Origin of the sequence: Pedobacter ginsengisoli (assembly GCF_002736205.1) — a bacterium.
Taxonomy (GTDB): Bacteria; Bacteroidota; Bacteroidia; order Sphingobacteriales; family Sphingobacteriaceae; genus Pedobacter; species Pedobacter ginsengisoli_A.
Genome location: NZ_CP024091.1, coordinates 4373919 through 4390938, shown reverse-complemented (window position 1 = coordinate 4390938; position 17020 = coordinate 4373919). Strand labels below are relative to the sequence as shown.

The window sequence follows — 17020 nt, the reverse complement described above, 5'->3', positions numbered from 1 at the left end:
TTCCAATTCAACCAGAATTGTCCAGAAATATTTTTTAAACTTAAATCATAATTAATATGGCTTTTGAATTACCTGCGTTACCATACGCAACAGATGCATTAGAACCGCATATCGATAAACAAACTATGGAGATCCACCATGGTAAACATCATCAGGCTTACGTTACCAACTTAAATAAAGCTTTAGAAGGCAAGCCAGAAGCTGGCCAAAGCATCGAAGAAATCGTTAAAAACATTTCTAAATTCCCGGCTGCTGTCAGAAACAATGGCGGTGGTCATTATAACCACTCTTTGTTTTGGGAAGTTATTGGTCCAAACAAAGGCGGGGAACCTAAAGGCGAATTAGCTGAAGCAATCAATGCAGCTTTTGGAACTTTTGCTGATTTCAAAACTAAATTTGCTGAAGCTGGCGCAACCCGTTTTGGTTCAGGATGGGCATGGTTAAGCGTTGGTGCTGATAAAAAACTGGTAGTTTCTTCTACTCCTAATCAGGATAATCCTTTAATGGATATTGCTGAAGTAAAAGGTACGCCAATTTTAGGTATGGATGTTTGGGAACACGCATACTATTTAAAATATCAAAACAGACGTCCTGATTATATTTCAGCTTTCTGGAATGTAGTTAACTGGGATGCTGTTGCTGAACGCTTCAAAAAGGCATAATTAGCATACTGTTTTAAAGAGATATATAAACAAATGGGCGTTGATATTTCAACGCCCATTTGTTTATATCGACTTATTAAATTTTTATATTCCTACAACATCCTTTTTCTTTTTCTGGCGCATCGTTTTTGGGATAACGGTCAGGATCTCTTCTTTCAGCGCATTCAACATTCTTTTTTTGATGAAGTTTTTATGGGTAACCAGGCTGATTTCGCGAACAGGTTCAGGGGATTTGAAATGCCTTACTTTACTCATTTGCTTGTTACTTAATTCTTCAAGTGCAAGCTCAGGGAGCAGCGTAGCACCATTATTCATATCAACCATACGGATAAGGGTTTCAACGCTACCTGTGTTATAGGTTAAGCCTTGTAAGCGGTTTTGCTTGGTTGAACGGCATATGTTTAACACTTGTGATCGCATGCAATGCCCCTCATTTAATAACCAGATGTTTTCATCCTCAAGATCATCGGCATCTATTGCTTTCTTTTTATATAGTTTGCTGTTTTTGCTGATGTAGGTAACAAAGTTTTCATAATACAGCGGCGCCTCTTCTACTGAATTGTCTCCCAGTGGGGTGGCAAGAATTCCGCAATCCAATATTCCTGTTTTTAAATGATGGATGATATCTTCAGTGGTATATTCCCAGATCAGGAGTTTTAATTCGGGGTACTTTTCCATCATTGCCGCAATCACCTTTGGTAAAAGGTAAGGTGCAACTGTGGGTATAATGCCGACCTTAAGTTCGCCAACAACATCTTGTTGCTGACTGCTGATAATCTCTCTGATTTTTTGACTTTCCTGAAGAACAAAGCGCGCCTGCTCAATAATCTGAGCACCTATTTCTGTCGGAATTATGGGCTGTTTACTTCGGTCAAATATTTTTACATTCAGCATTTCTTCAAGCTTTTGCACCTGCATACTAAGGGTAGGCTGGGTAACAAAACACTTTTCGGCAGCGCCTACAAAACTTCTGTAAGTATCTACCGCTACTATGTATTCCAGTTGAACTAAGGTCATATAGCTAAAGTTTATTCTCTTTAGCAAATATATCAATTTTAACTATGCTTAGCTAAAAAATCCTGATAAGCCAATTTAATTCCTTCTTCGAGCTCTATTTTATGTTTCCAGCCCAGTGAATGTAGTTTAGATACATCCATTAATTTGCGGGGTGTTCCGTCTGGTTTACTGTTGTCGAAAGTTAATTCGCCCTCAAAGCCAACAATTCGTTTAATTAATAGTGCAAGGTCTTTTATCATGAGGTCTTTTCCGGTTCCAATATTTACAAATCCGGGTTCGTTATATTCCTGCATTAAAAAATAACAGGCATCAGCTAGGTCATCGGCAAATAAAAATTCGCGCATTGGAGAACCAGAACCCCATATGTTAACTTCTGTAGCTCCGCTAACTTTTGCCTCGTGAAATTTACGAATTAAAGCAGGAAGCACATGTGAATTTTGCGGATGATAGTTGTCGTTATAGCCGTATAGATTGGTTGGCATTACAGAGATAAAATCGCAGCCATATTGGGAGCGGTAAGCATCGGCCATTTTTATGCCTGCTATTTTTGCAATGGCATAAGGTTCGTTGGTTTCTTCGAGCAGGCCTGTAAGCAGATAGTCTTCTTTTAAGGGTTGCGGTGCAAGTTTAGGATAGATGCAGCTTGAACCTAAAAACATCAGCTTTTTTACGCCTGTTTTATAGGATTCATGAATAACATTGTTTTGGATGCAAAGGTTCTCGTAAAGGAAATCGGCCCGGTAAGTGTTATTGGCAATTATGCCACCTACTTTTGCCGCTGCCAGGAATACATACTCTGGTTTTTCGGTTTCAAAAAAATCAGTTACAGCTTGCTGATTGCGTAAATCTAATTCGGCTGAAGTTCTGGTGATCAGATTGGTAAAACCTTCGTTAACTAATTTGCGGTAAATTGCTGAGCCAACCATACCACGGTGACCAGCTACATATATTTTTGCGTTCTTTTCCAATGTGCTTTTAATGATTAATACAAAAGTACGAAATAGTTAGGGAAGGGAATAGTGGTTGGTATTTAGCAGGTAGTATTTAGATACATAGTGATTAAGGGTGATAGCTTATAAATAATCTGTCATTGAATGAAATAACTAATTGCTTAAGTTTGCATAAAAATAATTTTAGTAGTGGGTAAAGATAAGTTAAGAAAATTTGCAGAAATAGATACCTTTCCTAATGTTTATCAGCTTGATGCCGGTAAAGAATTAAAAGGTAAATGGGCCGCTCAGCATTTTAAAAATAACAATCCGGTTGTTTTAGAACTTGCATGTGGCAAGGGCGAATACTCTGTAGGACTGGCTAAGATGTTTCCAGATAAAAACTTTATTGGTGTTGACCTTAAAGGAAACAGGATTTGGCGCGGAGCCCGTACGGGTATGGATGAAGGGATTGCTAACCTCGCTTTTTTAAGGATTCAGATTGAAGATATTATAGAGTTTTTTGGTGAGCATGAAGTTGATGAGATATGGATAACCTTTCCGGACCCACAACCACAAGATAGCCGTGAAAAAAAGCGCTTAACATTTCCGGGATTTTTAGATAAATACAGGACTTTTTTAAAGCCAGGTGGTAAAATTAACCTGAAAACTGATAACGACGGTTTGTATCTTTATACTGTTGAGAAAGTTCAAGAGCTGGGATTGATTTGCCATAAAAGTACAGATCAATTGTATAAATCGGAATTCGCAGATGCTGTTTTAGCTATAAAAACGCATTATGAAAGGATTTATCTGAAGCACGACAAGAATATAAATTACATCCAGTTCTCATTTGAATAATTAAGGGCAGGATATAAATTGATTACATGGAGCAGTCATTTTATGACCAGGTTTTTGAACTGGTAAGATTAATACCCAAAGGACGGGTAACCTCGTATGGAGCAATAGCCAAGAGCCTTGGAGCCGGTGGTTCGGCCAGGATGGTAGGCTATGCCATGAGTAATGCGAGCCTTGCGTATCCGGCAATACCTGCCCATAGGGTAGTTAACAGTACAGGCTTACTAACTGGTAAATTCCACTTTGCAGAACCCAACCTGATGCAGGAACTGCTGGAGCAGGAGGGTGTGGTAGTTAAAAATGACAAGATTCAGAATTTTAAACAGCATTTCTGGGATCCTTTGGTTGAATTGTAAGATTGAAATATGGTAGAAATAGTTAGATGTGGTTGGTGCGGAACCGATCCTTTGTATGTAAAATATCATGATGAAGAATGGGGTAAGCCGGTTTATGATGATAAGATATTATTCGAATTTCTGATTCTTGAAGGAGCTCAGGCTGGCTTAAGCTGGATCACTATTTTAAGGAGAAGGGATGGCTACAGGCAGGCCTTTGCTAACTTTGATGTAGAAAAAGTTGCGGCCTTTACAGATGCTGATGTGGAAAGGCTAATTAATGATGCCGGAATTATTAGAAACCGGTTAAAGGTTAATGCAGCCATAAACAACGCAAAACTTTTTATAGCGATACAAAAGGAATTTGGCTCATTTGCAGATTATATGTGGGGCTTTTTGCCTGATAAAAAACCCATTTTGAATAAGGTTAGATCCTTAGGGGATGTGCCACCGAGAACAGAAATATCAGACAGGATAAGCAAGGATATGAAAAAGAGAGGCTTCAAATTTTTTGGCACCACAATCTGTTATGCCCATATGCAGGCTACAGGTATGGTAAATGATCATGTTGAGGGTTGTATAAGCAGATAGCTATTTTTTCTGCATATCATTATAAGCTGCAACAAAAGCTTTTATAAGTTTAGCATCAAAAGTTTCAGTTGCCATTATCCGTTCGGCAAGGTCCTCATCATTAGTAAGTTTTTGAAGCAAAATACTTTTAATCATTTGTGTTTTGTTTGATGAGTTGCCCCCATCGGCAGGTATTTCCTGCATTGGTCCTGTGCCATACTTTTCTATAAAATAAGCCGTTGGCAAGTTACGATTAGCTGGTTCGGCATCATTTCTTCGGCCTCCTCCAAACGAGATGCCAACACCTCCACCTACGCCTCCAAAACCTCCGGTTCCTGTGCCAATGCCAACAGAAGGCCTGATGCGTGCTCTTTTTGGCTGAGGTTGTTCAATACTGGTGGTACCACCAATTGCATATAAGTTTACTGCACCCTGTTCTATAATTTTGAAAAAGCGGTGCTCCATTTTCTTTTTAATTACTATGGGTTTACTTACATAGGTTTCGCCATTCCATAAAAACTCTTTAATGTCGCTGGCTTTGTATTGAGAAAGCGTCTCGTCGTCGTTTTTAAGGATAACGGTCGAAAAATCAGTGCCCTGTATGGTTCCTCTCACAAAATCGCCCGAAGCAATAACTACTGCATCCTGTGCAGATGAGTGTAATGCCATTACCAAAAGCATTGTTAATAAACCGAAAGTTTTAATTGCTCTTTTCATAATTATCCAAATAACGGAATTTCTTTTGTGTTTGTTATCTATTACGATCTCTATTATTAACTTTGAGAATGTTGAAGGCAGAAGCTTTCACGATCATTAAATGAATCAGATACCAATGAAAAAACTTTTCCTTCTTGATGGCATGGCGCTTATTTACCGGGCTCATTTTGCGCTGAGTAAAAACCCCAGGTTTACCTCAACAGGGGTGAATACCTCGGCTGTTATGGGCTTTACAAATACTTTACTGGAAGTTCTTAAAAAGGAAAAACCTACTCATATAGCGGTTGTGTTTGATACCGAGGCGCCTACCGAAAGGCATACTGATTTTGAAGCCTATAAAGCACATAGGGAGGCAATGCCGGAAGATCTATCGGCCGCACTGCCTTATATTTTTAAACTGATAGAAGGGTTTAATATTCCGGTAATTACAAAGGATGGATTTGAAGCAGATGATATTATTGGTACACTGGCCAAAGAGGCTGAAAAGGCAGGGTTTCAGGTATACTGTATGACCCCTGACAAGGATTTTGCGCAGCTGGTATCTGAAAATATCTTTATTTACAAGCCTGCCAGAATGGGTAATGAGATGGAGATTATGGGGGTAAAGGAAGTATTGGCCAAGTGGGAGATTGACAATGTAAAACAGGTAATTGATATCCTTGGTTTATGGGGTGATGCGGTTGACAATATTCCGGGAATTCCGGGGATAGGAGAAAAAACAGCAAAAGCTTTAATAAAGCAATATGGCTCTATAGAGAATATTATTGCCAATTCGCATGAGCTGAAAGGAAAGCAGCGTGAAAATGTGGAAACGTATGCCGAGCAGGGGATGATTTCAAAAAAGTTGGCCACAATTATACTTGATGTTCCAGTTCCATTTGATGAAAAAGCCCTGGAACTTGAGGAACCAAGCAGAGAATTGTTAGAGCCTTTATTTGCGGAACTGGAATTCAGAACAATTGGTAAGCGTGTTTTTGGAGAAGGGTTTAGCGTAAATGAAGGTAAAACCGGAGGGTCGCAGCAGATTGATCTTTTTGGGAATGTGGTTGATCAGATTGAGGTTAAGACCAAAACAACAATTATTGTTTCGGAAGTATTTGAGCAGGTAGTTGCAGCTAAGACCATTGAAAATACGGAACATGATTATAAATTAATAGATACTCCGCAGTTACGCAAAGAACTTGTTGATTTACTTTTAACGCAGGAAAGTATTTCGTTTGACACTGAAACAACGGGTACTGATGCGAACCTTGCAGATCTTGTGGGCATTTCGTTTAGTATTAAGCCGGGCGAGGGCTACTATATTCCGGTGCCTGCAGACAATGCTGAGGCGCAATTGATTGTTAATGATTTTAAACCTGTTCTTGAAAATGAAAACATAGTTAAAATTGGACAGAACATTAAATATGACATGCTTGTATTTAAATGGTATGGTGTATCTGTAAAAGGAAAGCTGTTTGATACCATGTTAGCACATTATTTAATTGATCCTGATACGCGCCATAATATGGATGTACTGGCTGAAAACTACTTGAGTTATTCACCAATCTCGATAACCAAACTTATTGGTGCCAAAGGAAAAGGGCAGGGAAACATGCGTGATGTGCCTGTTGAGCAGGTGGTAGATTATGCAGCTGAAGATGCTGACATAACCTTACAGCTTGCCAATGTATTTGAGCCAATGCTTACCCGGCTTAATGCAGAACAGCTGGCCACAGAGGTAGAAAACCCTTTGATTTATGTGCTTGCAGATATTGAAAAGGAAGGGGTTAGGATAGATATGGATACCTTGATTAACTATTCTAAGGAACTGGAACTGGACATCAGAAAATTTGAACAGAATGTTTATGACAAGTGTGGTATTAAATTTAACCTGGCCTCACCAAAGCAATTGGGAGAGGTTCTTTTTGATAAGCTGCAATTAGACCCGAAAGCAAAGAAAACAAAAACAGGGCAGTACCAAACCGGAGAGGATGTGTTATTGGCCCTTGCTCATAAAAGTGATATCGTTCAGGATATTTTAGATTTCAGGCAGCTGCAAAAATTAAAATCTACTTATGTTGATGCATTGCCATTGTTGGTTAATCCTAAAACAGGCCGTGTGCATACTTCATATAATCAGGCTGTTGCCGCAACAGGAAGGTTAAGTTCTAATAACCCGAACCTACAGAATATTCCTATCCGTACAGAAAGAGGCAGAGAGGTACGCAGGGCATTTATTGCAAGGGATGCTGATCATGTTCTGCTTTCGGCGGATTATTCTCAGATAGAGCTTCGCATTATCGCTGAGATCAGTAAGGAAGAAAATATGCTGGATGCTTTTAATAAAGGCATCGATATTCATACTGCAACGGCAGCAAAGGTATATGGGGTTTCAATTGATGAGGTTGATTCTACTCAGCGAAGAAATGCTAAGGCAGTGAACTTTGGGATTATTTATGGACAATCTGCTTTTGGCTTATCACAAAACCTGGGGATTCCTCGTAAAGAGGCTGCTGCAATTATTGAGCAGTATTTTGAGCAATATCCGGGGATTAAGAAATACATGTCTGACACGATGAATTTTGCCCGTGAAAACGGCTTTGTTGAAACTATTTTAGGTAGAAGAAGGTATTTACGCGACATTAATTCTGCTAACCAGACTGTACGTGGTTTTGCTGAGCGAAATGCCATAAATGCCCCTATACAAGGTTCGGCGGCAGATATGATTAAGGTTGCAATGATTAATATTCATAAGGATATACAGGAGCAGGGGCTTCAATCAAAAATGACCATGCAGGTGCATGATGAGTTGGTTTTTGATGTGCTAAGATCTGAAGTTGAGGCAATGAAAAAGATCATTTCGCATAGAATGAAAACCGCTATTAAAACAAATGTTCCAATTGAAGTAGAAATTGGTGAGGGAGACAACTGGCTGGAAGCGCATTAATTTTTAAATAAAAAAAGGCCTCATTGACGAAACTTCAACGAGGCCTTTTTTAGATTAAAGCTCTATAGTTTCGCCTATTGCAGGCAACAAGAGTACTTTGTTTTCTCTTTTGAATTTAGCCAGGGCTTCCTGTGTGTCAATTTCTATTACCGGGAAACTGTTGTAATGTACACCAATTACGGTGTTACAATCAATATATTTTGTAGCTATAATAGCATCATCAACATCCATTGTGTAGTTACCACCAATTGGCAGAATTGCATAATCAAGATTATAAAGCTCGGCAAGAAGCTTCATTTCCATAGTTAAAGCAGTGTCTCCTGCAAAATAGATGGTTTTGTTTTCAAGTTCCAGGACGTAGCCTGCGGGGTTTCCGCCACAGGTTCCATCAGGCAGTGCTGCTGAATGTGTAGCCCATACCATTCTGAGTTTTCCGAAATCAAAGTTGTGGCTTCCAAAGTTCATTCCATGAACATTCTTTAAGCCTTGCTTGCCCGCCCAGTCTGCTACCTCTGCAATTGCAATAACAAGCGCATTGGTTTGGTTTGCAATTGTTACCAGATCGGCAATATGATCGGCATGCCCATGACTTACCAGGATATAATCGGCCTCAATGCTTTTTATATCAATATGCCCGGCAAGAGGGTTATGTGTAATGAAAGGATCGAAAAGAAACTTTTTGCCATCGGCCTCTATCAGGAAGCAGGATTGGCCATAATATGTATATTTCATTATTGTCCAAACATTCCGCCCAATCCGCCAAACATGTCTTTGGTGGCGGCCTGCATTTCGGTAGCACTAACCTGATCTGCTTGGGTTAAGGCTTTGTTAATGGCTGTTAATAGTAATTCTTCAAGTTCTTCTTTATCGGCCTGTTTATGGAATTCATCGCTGATCTCGACCGCCGTGATCGCTTTGTTTGCTGTTGCAGTTACGCGAATAGCTCCACCTTCAACTTCTCCAAAAACAGAGATTGTATCTAATCTTTTCTTTATTTCATCAGCCTTCTGTTGGGCTGCCATTAATTTATCGAACATAAGTTGTTGTTTTTATTATAAAACGAAATTAAAGGAATTTGGTTTAAAGTAAAGCCAATAAAATGAAAAATAGGGCTTATTTATTTCATTAATGCCGCATTGAAATCAATAAAAAGCTTAAACAGATCCTGATACTCTGTTAAAGGAAGGGTTTTAGGACGGTCATAAATGTCATGATATGCGCTGATGCCACCTGTAGTGTAGATAAAGAAAGCAGGTATGTTTTTTTCTGTGAAGAAGTAGTGGTCGCTGTTTGCGGCCTTGCCTCTTGGATTTATTTTTGGGAGGTATTTGCTCTTATCGTTGAGTTGATTTAATAAGGAAAACTCCTTTGGATGGATGGTTGCGTTTACTACTGTAATGCCTGTTTCGCCTGTGCCAACCATATCTACATTAACTAAAAACCTGATTTTTTGAAGCGGAAGCAATGGGTGGTCTGTAAAATATTTGGATCCAAGTAACCCTGCTTCTTCTCCTGCAAAGCAAATGAATGCCATTGTGTAAGGCTGTGGATTGGCCGCGTAGTATTTTGCCAGAGAAAGTAGAAATGAAATACCACTGGCGTTGTCATTGGCACCGGGGAAATAAGTTTTGCCGCCCATACCACCCAAATGATCATAGTGAGCGGTAATAACCAGAAGTGAATCTGGTTTTGTGGTGCCTTTTACTATGCCACAGATATTGGAGGTGTTAAATTCGGGGATAAAGGCATTTTCAATATTAATTTGAAAATTGAGAGGGATACCTTTTATCGCGTTTTTATTTATTTCAATACCGGTAAAATCACCTTGCTGAGGGGCAACAGACCAGGTAAGTTTATCTTTAAGTACCGTAATTATACGCTGGTCCGTATCGGCAAAAGTAACACTGTCTTTTTGTACAAACTTTCCTTTGGCCGTTTTTCCAATGCTCTGGGGCATTACTATATAATCTTTACCGGGGCTAAGTTTTTTTCCGTTAATGGTAACCAGCATTTTTCCGGGAAAGGTATTAACAGGGAAAGAGAAAGGTTGTTTAAAATCGGCTCCGCTCATAGGGCTGAGGCCGTAAGCTTTAAAGGCTGAGCAAATAAAGTTGGCTGCCTTAGCCATTCCATTATTAGTGTACCCTCTTCCCCAAAGGGCTTTTGAGGTGAGCTGGTTTACTGTTCTACGGGCATTGTGAAGGTCCTGCGAAAATGCCGATCCTGCAATAGAAAGAAATAATATTAAGAAATACTTTCTCATAATAGCCCCTAAGGAAATTCAATATAGGATTAAACTTGCGTAAAGTTTAAATTTTGGGTGTGTAAAACACATATCAAACAAGATTGTTATAGTTTGATTAATTTAAACTTATGGATATTCGCTCAAATGAGCCGTTTTGGCTGGTAAAAAATGGGATAATGCATTCGTATCCTTCGTTAAGGACAGATGCAAAGTGTGATGTACTGATTGTTGGTGGAGGTATTACCGGTGCATTAATGGCCCATGCCTGTATAGCTAAAGGTTACGAAACCATATTAATTGACAAAAGGGAGATTGCGAATGGCAGTACATCGGCAACCACATCAATGCTTCAATACGAAATTGATGTTCCATTATACAGATTAAAAGAATTGATAGGAAACCAGGGTGCTATAGCAAGTTACCTTGCCTGTAAAGATGCCATTTATAAACTGGAGCGTTTGGTAAAAGAGATTGGCTCGGTATGCGGGTTTGAAAAAAAGGAATCACTTTATTTTGCCGGGAAAAGTAAGGATGTTAAATGGCTAAAGCAGGAATATGAAGCCCGTAAGACGGCCGGATTTGAGGTGAAGTGGCTGGATAAAAAAGAAGTAAAGGCGAATTATGGAATTGTTGCTGAAGGTGGAATTCTTTCTGCCGATGGGGGGAGTGTGGACGCTTTTTGTTTAACACACGATTTACTGCATTATAATGCTGAAAAGGGATTAGGAGTGTTTGATAAAACGGAATTGAAAAGGGTGAAATATGAAAAGGAACTACTGAGGGCGCAATTGGATACAGGTGCTGAGATAGCCGCAAAACATATTATTTACTGTACTGGATATGAGGCTCAGAATATGCTTCCTGATAAGGTTGTGCAGTTGAAAAGTACTTATGCAATGGTTAGTGAGAAGATGGACCGACACCACGAAGCTTGTGAAAAAACATTGTTTTGGAATACAGATTCCCCGTATTTATATATGCGTACAACAGCAGATGGGAGATTTCTTGTGGGGGGCGAAGATGAAAGCTTTAAAAATGCTACAAGAAGAGACCTGATTTTGGGCAGAAAAAAAGAGAAGTTGGAAAAAACTTTAAAAAAATATTTGCCTGATAGTTCATTCATTGAAGACTTTTGCTGGGCTGGTACTTTTGGTGAAACTAAGGATGGTTTGCCATACATAGGAATGCATCCTAAATACCCTGGAAGCTACTTTTTGCTAGGTTTTGGAGGGAATGGGATCACTTTTTCGGTAATGGGAATGGATATGATAATTGAAATAATAGAAGGAAGGCCGGGTATTCTGTCTCATTTCTTCAGATTTGGACGTTAAATTAAGTGCAGATATTCATTATAAAAATGTAAAAAAATTAAAAACGTATTGCACAACTCGATATTTATTTAAACCTTTGCGCCTCAACTCATTCAAAGAATTATTATATACAGAAAATGATTAAGCACGCGACCCATAAACTTTCTATTGTTGAAGCAAAAAATATTGCTTCAAGAAGTTTGTTTATTGAACGTTTGCGACCCATTTTTTTTGTAACCACTAACCGGCAAAATTATACGCCGCGGATTTGAGTTAATCTCTGCGTAAAGTCTCAACGCATTTCCACAGAGGATTGCCTCTCAAAAAACAATTAATCAGAACATTTATTTTTTTTCGTTATCATATTAATGAATATAAACGATTTTATAGTGCAAGTTGCACTTCCTGAACATCGTGTCTTTGCAGAAGAAATTTGCGAAGAAATGGCAGAATCGGCAAAAGCCCGAGGTACAGGTATCGCTAAACGCTCTCCGGAGTATGTAGCAAATAAAATTTCAGACGGGAAAGCTGTTATTGCTTTCCATAAGGATGGCTCGTGGGCTGGTTTTTGCTATATTGAAACCTGGACACATGGACAATTTGTAGCCAATTCAGGCTTAATCGTTAGCCCCAAATATAGAAAGGCAGGGCTTGCCCATGCTATTAAGGAGAAGATTTTTGCGCTTTCAAGACAAAAATATCCTAAAGCAAAAATATTTGGTTTAACTACAGGATTGGCTGTAATGAAAATCAATTCTGATTTGGGTTATGAGCCTGTAACTTATTCAGAGCTTACCCAGGATGAAGAGTTTTGGAAAGGCTGCCAAAGCTGTGTGAATTTCGAAATTCTGAAAATGAAGGAGCGTAAGAATTGCATGTGTACTGCAATGTTGTACGATCCTGTGGAACAAAAACATGATGTTGCTAAGAAATTTGCAGAGGAATTGCACAAAAAGCCTAAGCTATATGAGCGTTTTATGCGCATTAAGCAACGATTGGTGCTAAGTTCCAAACCCGAGAATAAAGGAGGTTTAAAATCTCTGTTTTTAATGTTTACCGTTTTATTTAAATAGCTGTTATAAAGATGAAGAAGAAAGTTGTTTTAGCGTTTAGCGGAGGTTTGGATACCTCATTTTGCTGTATTTATTTAGCACAGGATCGCGGATTAGAGGTGCATTCTGTTATTGTAAATACTGGTGGTTTTTCTGATGAAGAATTACAAGAAATAGAAAAACGTGCTTATGCCTTAGGTGTAGCTTCTCATGCTGTTGTTGATGAAACTACAAACTATTATGACAGCTGTATTAAATATTTGGTTTTCGGGAATGTATTAAAAAATGCGACTTATCCATTATCAGTAAGTGCAGAGCGTGTAAGTCAGGCAACTGCAATTGCAAATTATGTGAAGAAAATAGGAGCTGATTATGTTGCTCATGGAAGTACAGGGGCAGGTAACGATCAGGTGCGTTTTGATATGATCTTTAACATTATCATTCCAAATGTAGAGATCATTACTCCGATCAGGGATTTAAAACTATCACGCGAAGCGGAAATAGAATATTTAAGCAATCATGGTGTTAATTATAGCGCAGAAAAAGCAAGATACTCTATCAATAAAGGGTTATGGGGAACATCTGTGGGAGGAAAAGAAACTTTAACTTCCAATGAGACGTTGCCGGAAGAGGCATGGCCAACCCAGGTTTCTGAAACACAGCCTCGCAAACTTACCTTAACTTTTACTAAAGGTGAACTGGTAGCAATTGATGGCGAAACTTTTGAACCGGTTAGAGCGATTCAGAAATTACAGGCTATTGCACAGCCTTATGGCATTGGAAGAGATATCCATGTGGGTGATACAATTATAGGAATTAAAGGACGTGTGGGTTTTGAAGCAGCGGCTCCAATGGTGATTATTAAAGCTCATCACACACTTGAAAAACATACTTTAACAAAGTGGCAGCTTTCGTGGAAAGAGCAATTGTCCTCTTTCTATGGTAACTGGTTACACGAAGGTCAATTCCATGATCCTATTATGCGCAATATTGAAGCATTTTTATCAGATACACAGAAAACAGTAAGTGGAAATGTATTTGTTGAATTGTTACCTTACCGTTTCAATATTATTGGTGTTGAATCTGAACATGATTTGATGAGCAATAAATTTGGCAGCTACGGTGAAATGAACAATGCATGGAGCGGTGAAGATGTTAAAGGTTTCTCGAAGATTTTTGGTAACCAGGTAATGATCTGGCATAAAGTAAACAGTCATGAAGATTAGAGCAGGAATAGTTGGAGGTGCAGGATATACAGGTGGTGAAATGCTACGTATTCTTGTGAACCATCCAATTGTTGATATCGTATTTGTACATAGTAACAGTAATGCCGGAAACCTTATTTCTGATGTTCATACAGATTTGTTTGGCGATACTGACCTGCGTTTTACAGGTGAATTATCGTCGGAGATTGATGTGTTATTTCTTTGTGTAGGACACGGAGATGCCAAGAAATTTTTAGCTGCAAATACCATTGACAGTAGTATTAAAATAATTGACCTGAGTCAGGATTTCAGATTAAAGGTTAATGCAGGAAATAAATGGGTATATGGTTTGCCTGAATTAAATCGTGAAGCGATAAAAAAGGCCAGTTATATTGCTAACCCGGGATGTTTTGCGACTTGTATCCAGTTAGGATTATTGCCTTTGGCATCAAAAGGCCTGCTGAATAGTGAAGTGCATATCAATGCAACAACCGGATCAACTGGAGCCGGACAAGGCTTGTCAGCAACTTCTCATTTTAGCTGGCGCAACAACAACCTGTCGGTATATAAAGCTTTTGAACATCAGCATCTTAATGAGATAGGTGAGAGTTTAAAGCAATTAGAGCCAGGTTTTAATGAGGCTTTAAATTTTGTACCTCAACGTGGTGATTTTACAAGGGGTATTATGGCGGCAATCTATCTGGACAGTGATTTGACGGCAGAGGAGGCACAGCGCATATATGAAGATTTTTATGCTTCGCATCCTTTCACTCATGTAAGTAAAAGAAATATCGATTTAAAACAGGTAGTGAATACAAATAAAGGATTGGTACATGTAGAAAAACATGGCAACAAACTCTTTATTGTAAGTATGATAGACAATTTGTTAAAAGGTGCAAGCGGACAAGCGGTACAAAACATGAATTTGATATTTGGATTAGAAGAGAGTACGGGGCTCCGGCTAAAGGCGGCTGCATTTTAATTTGTTGTTTCGTCATCCTGAATTTATTTCAGGATCTCGGATTTTTATCTAACCCGTGCTCTTGCAGCATCCTGAAATAAATTCAGGATGACATGGAGCAAAAATCTAAAAAAATGAACTTATTCGACGTATATCCATTAAATAATATTGAAATAGTAAAAGCACAAGGCAGCACCGTTTGGGATGCTGAAGGACAAGAATATCTGGATCTTTATGGAGGTCATGCTGTTATCTCTATTGGCCACACTCACCCTCATTATGTGCAACGTTTAACTGATCAGCTTAATAAAGTTGGTTTTTACTCAAATTCTGTTAAAATTGCTTTGCAGGTACAGTTAGCTGAACAGTTAGGTAAAGTTTCTGGTAAAACAGATTATCAGCTTTTTTTGTGTAACTCAGGTGCAGAGGCTAATGAAAATGCTTTAAAACTAGCTTCTTTTTACAATGGCAGAAAGAAAGTTATTGCATTTAAAGGTGCATTTCATGGAAGAACATCCTTAGCTGTTTCAGCTACTGACAATCCTAAAATTATTGCTCCTGTAAATGAAACCGACAACATTGTTTTCCTTCCTCATAATGATGAAGCTGCCCTGGAGCAGGCATTTGCTGAGTTTGGAAATGACGTAGCAGCTGTAATTATTGAAGGAATTCAAGGTGTAGGAGGCATAAAAGAAGCATCGATCAGCTTTTTGCAAAAGATCCGTTCTCTTTGTGATCACTACAATTCAGTTTACATAGCTGATAGTGTGCAGTGTGGTTATGGCAGAACAGGAATGTTCTATTCTCATGAATATGCAGGCGTTAATGCCGATGTTTACACTATGGCAAAAGGAATGGGTAATGGTTTCCCTGTTGCCGGAATTTCTATTGCACCTAAGTTTAAGCCTTGGCATGGTATGCTAGGGACTACTTTTGGTGGTAATCATCTTGCCTGTGCAGCAGCTTTAGCTGTTTTGGAGATCATTGAACAGGATGACTTATTGAAAAATGCCGAGACAATAGGTAGTTATCTTATTGAAGAATTAAAGAGAATAGAAGAGGTAAAAGAAGTGCGTGGACGCGGTTTAATGATAGGTATTGACCTTCCTGAGAGCCTTGCGCATGTAAAAAAAGAACTTTTATTTAAACACAAAATATTTACAGGCGAAGCAAAGCCTAATGTAATTAGACTTTTGCCTGCACTAAATTTAACTAAGGATCAGGCAGATCAATTTTTGAAAGAATTTAAAATTGCTTTAAAAGGATGAACCAATTCACCTCAGTAAATGATGTACAAGACATCGGCCAATTGGTTAAAGACGCATTGGCACTTAAGGAAAGCCCTTATTCGCATCAGCATTTAGGAAAGAATAAGACTCTGGGTCTTGTTTTTCTAAACCCAAGCTTGCGCACTCGCTTAAGTACTCAGAAAGCGGCGCTAAACTTGGGAATGAATGTAATGGTGATGAATATGGACAAGGAAGGCTGGGCATTAGAAACACAGGATGGTGTGGTAATGAACGGAACTACTGTTGAACATATTCGTGAAGCAGCTGCAGTAATGGGGCAATATTGCGACATTTTAGGCTTGCGTTCTTTTCCTAAGTTAGTAAACAGAGATGAAGATTATAATGAGGACTTTTTTAATAAGTTCATTAAATATTGTAATGTTCCTGTAGTAAGTTTAGAAAGCGCTACTCGCCATCCTTTACAAAGTTTAGCAGATCTTGTTACCATTAAAGAAACCTGGACTGGTGCAACTAAGCCCAAAGTAGTATTGGCATGGGCCCCTCATATTAAAGCATTACCTCAGGCTGTTCCTAACTCATTTGCTGAATGGATGTGTAAGGCTCAGGCAGATGGAATGCTTGATTTCACAATTGCTCAGCCAAAGGGCTATGAGCTAAGTGATGACTTTACTCCTGGTGCAATCATTACTCATAGCTTAGATGAAGCCCTTAAAGGAGCAGATTATATTTATGTTAAAAACTGGTCTAGCTTTAAGGAATACGGCAAAGTGCTTACCTATCCTGAAGGATGGATGCTGAATAATGAGAAACTGGTGGGGACAAATAATGCGAAAGTAATGCATTGCTTACCTGTTCGCCGAGATTTGGAGCTGTCGTCTGAAATATTGGATGGCCCCAACTCACTAGTTATCCATGAAGCAGGAAATCGTTTATGGGCGGCACAGGCTGTATTGAAGCAAATGTTAGAGAAATTGTAATAA

Annotated in this window: 17 protein-coding genes; 11 read left to right on the top strand and 6 right to left on the bottom strand. The window is 38.9% G+C overall.

Going from position 1 to position 17020, the window contains the following annotated elements:
- Window positions 1-56 precede the first annotated feature (56 nt).
- Window positions 57-662 carry a superoxide dismutase gene (locus CPT03_RS18190; protein WP_099440161.1) on the top strand — a complete coding sequence of 202 codons (606 nt, stop codon included), beginning with the start codon at window positions 57-59 and terminating at the stop codon, window positions 660-662.
- 84 nt (window positions 663-746) lie between these two features.
- Here CPT03_RS18190 and CPT03_RS18185 read toward each other — a convergent pair whose 3' ends face one another.
- A complete protein-coding gene (locus tag CPT03_RS18185; RefSeq protein ID WP_099440160.1) occupies window positions 747-1679 on the bottom strand; it encodes a hydrogen peroxide-inducible genes activator in 933 nt (310 codons plus the stop codon).
- Window positions 1680-1717: 38 nt separating this feature from the next.
- Entirely contained in the window at window positions 1718-2647 is a 930-nt protein-coding gene (locus CPT03_RS18180) for a GDP-L-fucose synthase family protein (RefSeq protein ID WP_099440159.1), read from the bottom strand.
- A 171-nt stretch (window positions 2648-2818) separates the two neighbouring features.
- Here CPT03_RS18180 and trmB point away from each other — a divergent pair, with 171 nt between their 5' ends.
- The 3 genes from trmB to CPT03_RS18165 are packed head-to-tail and all read left to right on the top strand — an operon-like array spanning window position 2819 to window position 4392.
- A complete protein-coding gene (gene trmB / locus CPT03_RS18175) occupies window positions 2819-3469 on the top strand; it encodes a tRNA (guanosine(46)-N7)-methyltransferase TrmB (RefSeq protein WP_099440158.1) in 651 nt (216 codons plus the stop codon).
- Window positions 3470-3495: 26 nt separating this feature from the next.
- Window positions 3496-3822, top strand: coding sequence for an MGMT family protein (locus tag CPT03_RS18170; protein ID WP_099440157.1), 327 nt, complete (start codon window positions 3496-3498; stop codon window positions 3820-3822).
- 9 nt (window positions 3823-3831) lie between these two features.
- Entirely contained in the window at window positions 3832-4392 is a 561-nt protein-coding gene (locus CPT03_RS18165; RefSeq protein WP_099440156.1) for a DNA-3-methyladenine glycosylase I, read from the top strand.
- On the opposite strand, the gene CPT03_RS18160 is transcribed toward CPT03_RS18165, so the two are convergent.
- Complete coding sequence (locus CPT03_RS18160) at window positions 4393-5088, bottom strand: hypothetical protein (RefSeq protein WP_099440155.1); 696 nt, start codon at window positions 5086-5088, stop codon at window positions 4393-4395.
- A gap of 115 nt (window positions 5089-5203) precedes the next feature.
- Here CPT03_RS18160 and polA point away from each other — a divergent pair, with 115 nt between their 5' ends.
- Window positions 5204-8017 carry a DNA polymerase I gene (polA, locus tag CPT03_RS18155; protein ID WP_099441174.1) on the top strand — a complete coding sequence of 938 codons (2814 nt, stop codon included), beginning with the start codon at window positions 5204-5206 and terminating at the stop codon, window positions 8015-8017.
- A gap of 54 nt (window positions 8018-8071) precedes the next feature.
- Here polA and CPT03_RS18150 read toward each other — a convergent pair whose 3' ends face one another.
- From CPT03_RS18150 to CPT03_RS18140, 3 genes are all read right to left on the bottom strand, one after another.
- The gene (locus CPT03_RS18150) at window positions 8072-8749 is read right to left on the bottom strand and encodes a metal-dependent hydrolase (protein WP_099440154.1); all 678 of its coding nucleotides are present in this window, start codon (window positions 8747-8749) and stop codon (window positions 8072-8074) included.
- Window positions 8749-9054 carry a YbaB/EbfC family nucleoid-associated protein gene (locus CPT03_RS18145; RefSeq protein ID WP_099440153.1) on the bottom strand — a complete coding sequence of 102 codons (306 nt, stop codon included), beginning with the start codon at window positions 9052-9054 and terminating at the stop codon, window positions 8749-8751. The genes CPT03_RS18150 and CPT03_RS18145 overlap by 1 nt, the downstream gene beginning before the upstream one ends.
- Window positions 9055-9134: 80 nt before the next feature.
- Window positions 9135-10280 (bottom strand): M28 family metallopeptidase, encoded by a 1146-nt coding sequence (locus tag CPT03_RS18140; RefSeq protein ID WP_099440152.1) that lies wholly within the window; start codon window positions 10278-10280, stop codon window positions 9135-9137.
- Between the two features lie 110 nt (window positions 10281-10390).
- On the opposite strand from CPT03_RS18140, the gene CPT03_RS18135 reads away from it, so the two are divergent.
- The 6 genes from CPT03_RS18135 (at window position 10391) to CPT03_RS18110 (ending at window position 17017) form a co-directional block, all read left to right on the top strand.
- The gene (locus tag CPT03_RS18135) at window positions 10391-11593 is read left to right on the top strand and encodes an NAD(P)/FAD-dependent oxidoreductase (RefSeq protein ID WP_099440151.1); all 1203 of its coding nucleotides are present in this window, start codon (window positions 10391-10393) and stop codon (window positions 11591-11593) included.
- A gap of 347 nt (window positions 11594-11940) precedes the next feature.
- Window positions 11941-12645 (top strand): N-acetyltransferase, encoded by a 705-nt coding sequence (locus CPT03_RS18130; RefSeq protein ID WP_099440150.1) that lies wholly within the window; start codon window positions 11941-11943, stop codon window positions 12643-12645.
- Window positions 12646-12656: 11 nt separating this feature from the next.
- On the top strand, window positions 12657-13850 hold the full coding sequence (gene argG / locus CPT03_RS18125) for an argininosuccinate synthase (protein WP_099440149.1): 1194 nt from the start codon (window positions 12657-12659) through the stop codon (window positions 13848-13850).
- Window positions 13840-14811, top strand: coding sequence for an N-acetyl-gamma-glutamyl-phosphate reductase (gene argC / locus CPT03_RS18120; RefSeq protein ID WP_099440148.1), 972 nt, complete (start codon window positions 13840-13842; stop codon window positions 14809-14811). The genes argG and argC overlap by 11 nt, the downstream gene beginning before the upstream one ends.
- Before the next feature lie 113 nt (window positions 14812-14924).
- Complete coding sequence (locus CPT03_RS18115) at window positions 14925-16058, top strand: aspartate aminotransferase family protein (RefSeq protein ID WP_099441173.1); 1134 nt, start codon at window positions 14925-14927, stop codon at window positions 16056-16058.
- Window positions 16055-17017, top strand: coding sequence for an acetylornithine carbamoyltransferase (locus CPT03_RS18110; RefSeq protein ID WP_099440147.1), 963 nt, complete (start codon window positions 16055-16057; stop codon window positions 17015-17017). The genes CPT03_RS18115 and CPT03_RS18110 overlap by 4 nt, the downstream gene beginning before the upstream one ends.
- Window positions 17018-17020 lie beyond the last annotated feature (3 nt).

Bases quoted from the DNA above. Each gene is read 5' to 3' on its own strand.
- argG (WP_099440149.1), top strand. From the start codon at position 12,657: ATGAAGAAGAAAGTTGTTTTAGCGTTTAGCGGAGGTTTGGATACCTCA.
- CPT03_RS18135 (WP_099440151.1), top strand. From the start codon at position 10,391: ATGGATATTCGCTCAAATGAGCCGTTTTGGCTGGTAAAAAATGGGATA.
- CPT03_RS18130 (WP_099440150.1), top strand. From the start codon at position 11,941: ATGAATATAAACGATTTTATAGTGCAAGTTGCACTTCCTGAACATCGT.
- CPT03_RS18165 (WP_099440156.1), top strand. From the start codon at position 3,832: ATGGTAGAAATAGTTAGATGTGGTTGGTGCGGAACCGATCCTTTGTAT.
- CPT03_RS18150 (WP_099440154.1), bottom strand. From the start codon at position 8,749: ATGAAATATACATATTATGGCCAATCCTGCTTCCTGATAGAGGCCGAT.
- CPT03_RS18145 (WP_099440153.1), bottom strand. From the start codon at position 9,054: ATGTTCGATAAATTAATGGCAGCCCAACAGAAGGCTGATGAAATAAAG.
- CPT03_RS18170 (WP_099440157.1), top strand. From the start codon at position 3,496: ATGGAGCAGTCATTTTATGACCAGGTTTTTGAACTGGTAAGATTAATA.
- CPT03_RS18190 (WP_099440161.1), top strand. From the start codon at position 57: ATGGCTTTTGAATTACCTGCGTTACCATACGCAACAGATGCATTAGAA.
- CPT03_RS18115 (WP_099441173.1), top strand. From the start codon at position 14,925: ATGAACTTATTCGACGTATATCCATTAAATAATATTGAAATAGTAAAA.
- polA (WP_099441174.1), top strand. From the start codon at position 5,204: ATGAAAAAACTTTTCCTTCTTGATGGCATGGCGCTTATTTACCGGGCT.
- argC (WP_099440148.1), top strand. From the start codon at position 13,840: ATGAAGATTAGAGCAGGAATAGTTGGAGGTGCAGGATATACAGGTGGT.
- CPT03_RS18185 (WP_099440160.1), bottom strand. From the start codon at position 1,679: ATGACCTTAGTTCAACTGGAATACATAGTAGCGGTAGATACTTACAGA.
- CPT03_RS18110 (WP_099440147.1), top strand. From the start codon at position 16,055: ATGAACCAATTCACCTCAGTAAATGATGTACAAGACATCGGCCAATTG.
- CPT03_RS18160 (WP_099440155.1), bottom strand. From the start codon at position 5,088: ATGAAAAGAGCAATTAAAACTTTCGGTTTATTAACAATGCTTTTGGTA.
- CPT03_RS18140 (WP_099440152.1), bottom strand. From the start codon at position 10,280: ATGAGAAAGTATTTCTTAATATTATTTCTTTCTATTGCAGGATCGGCA.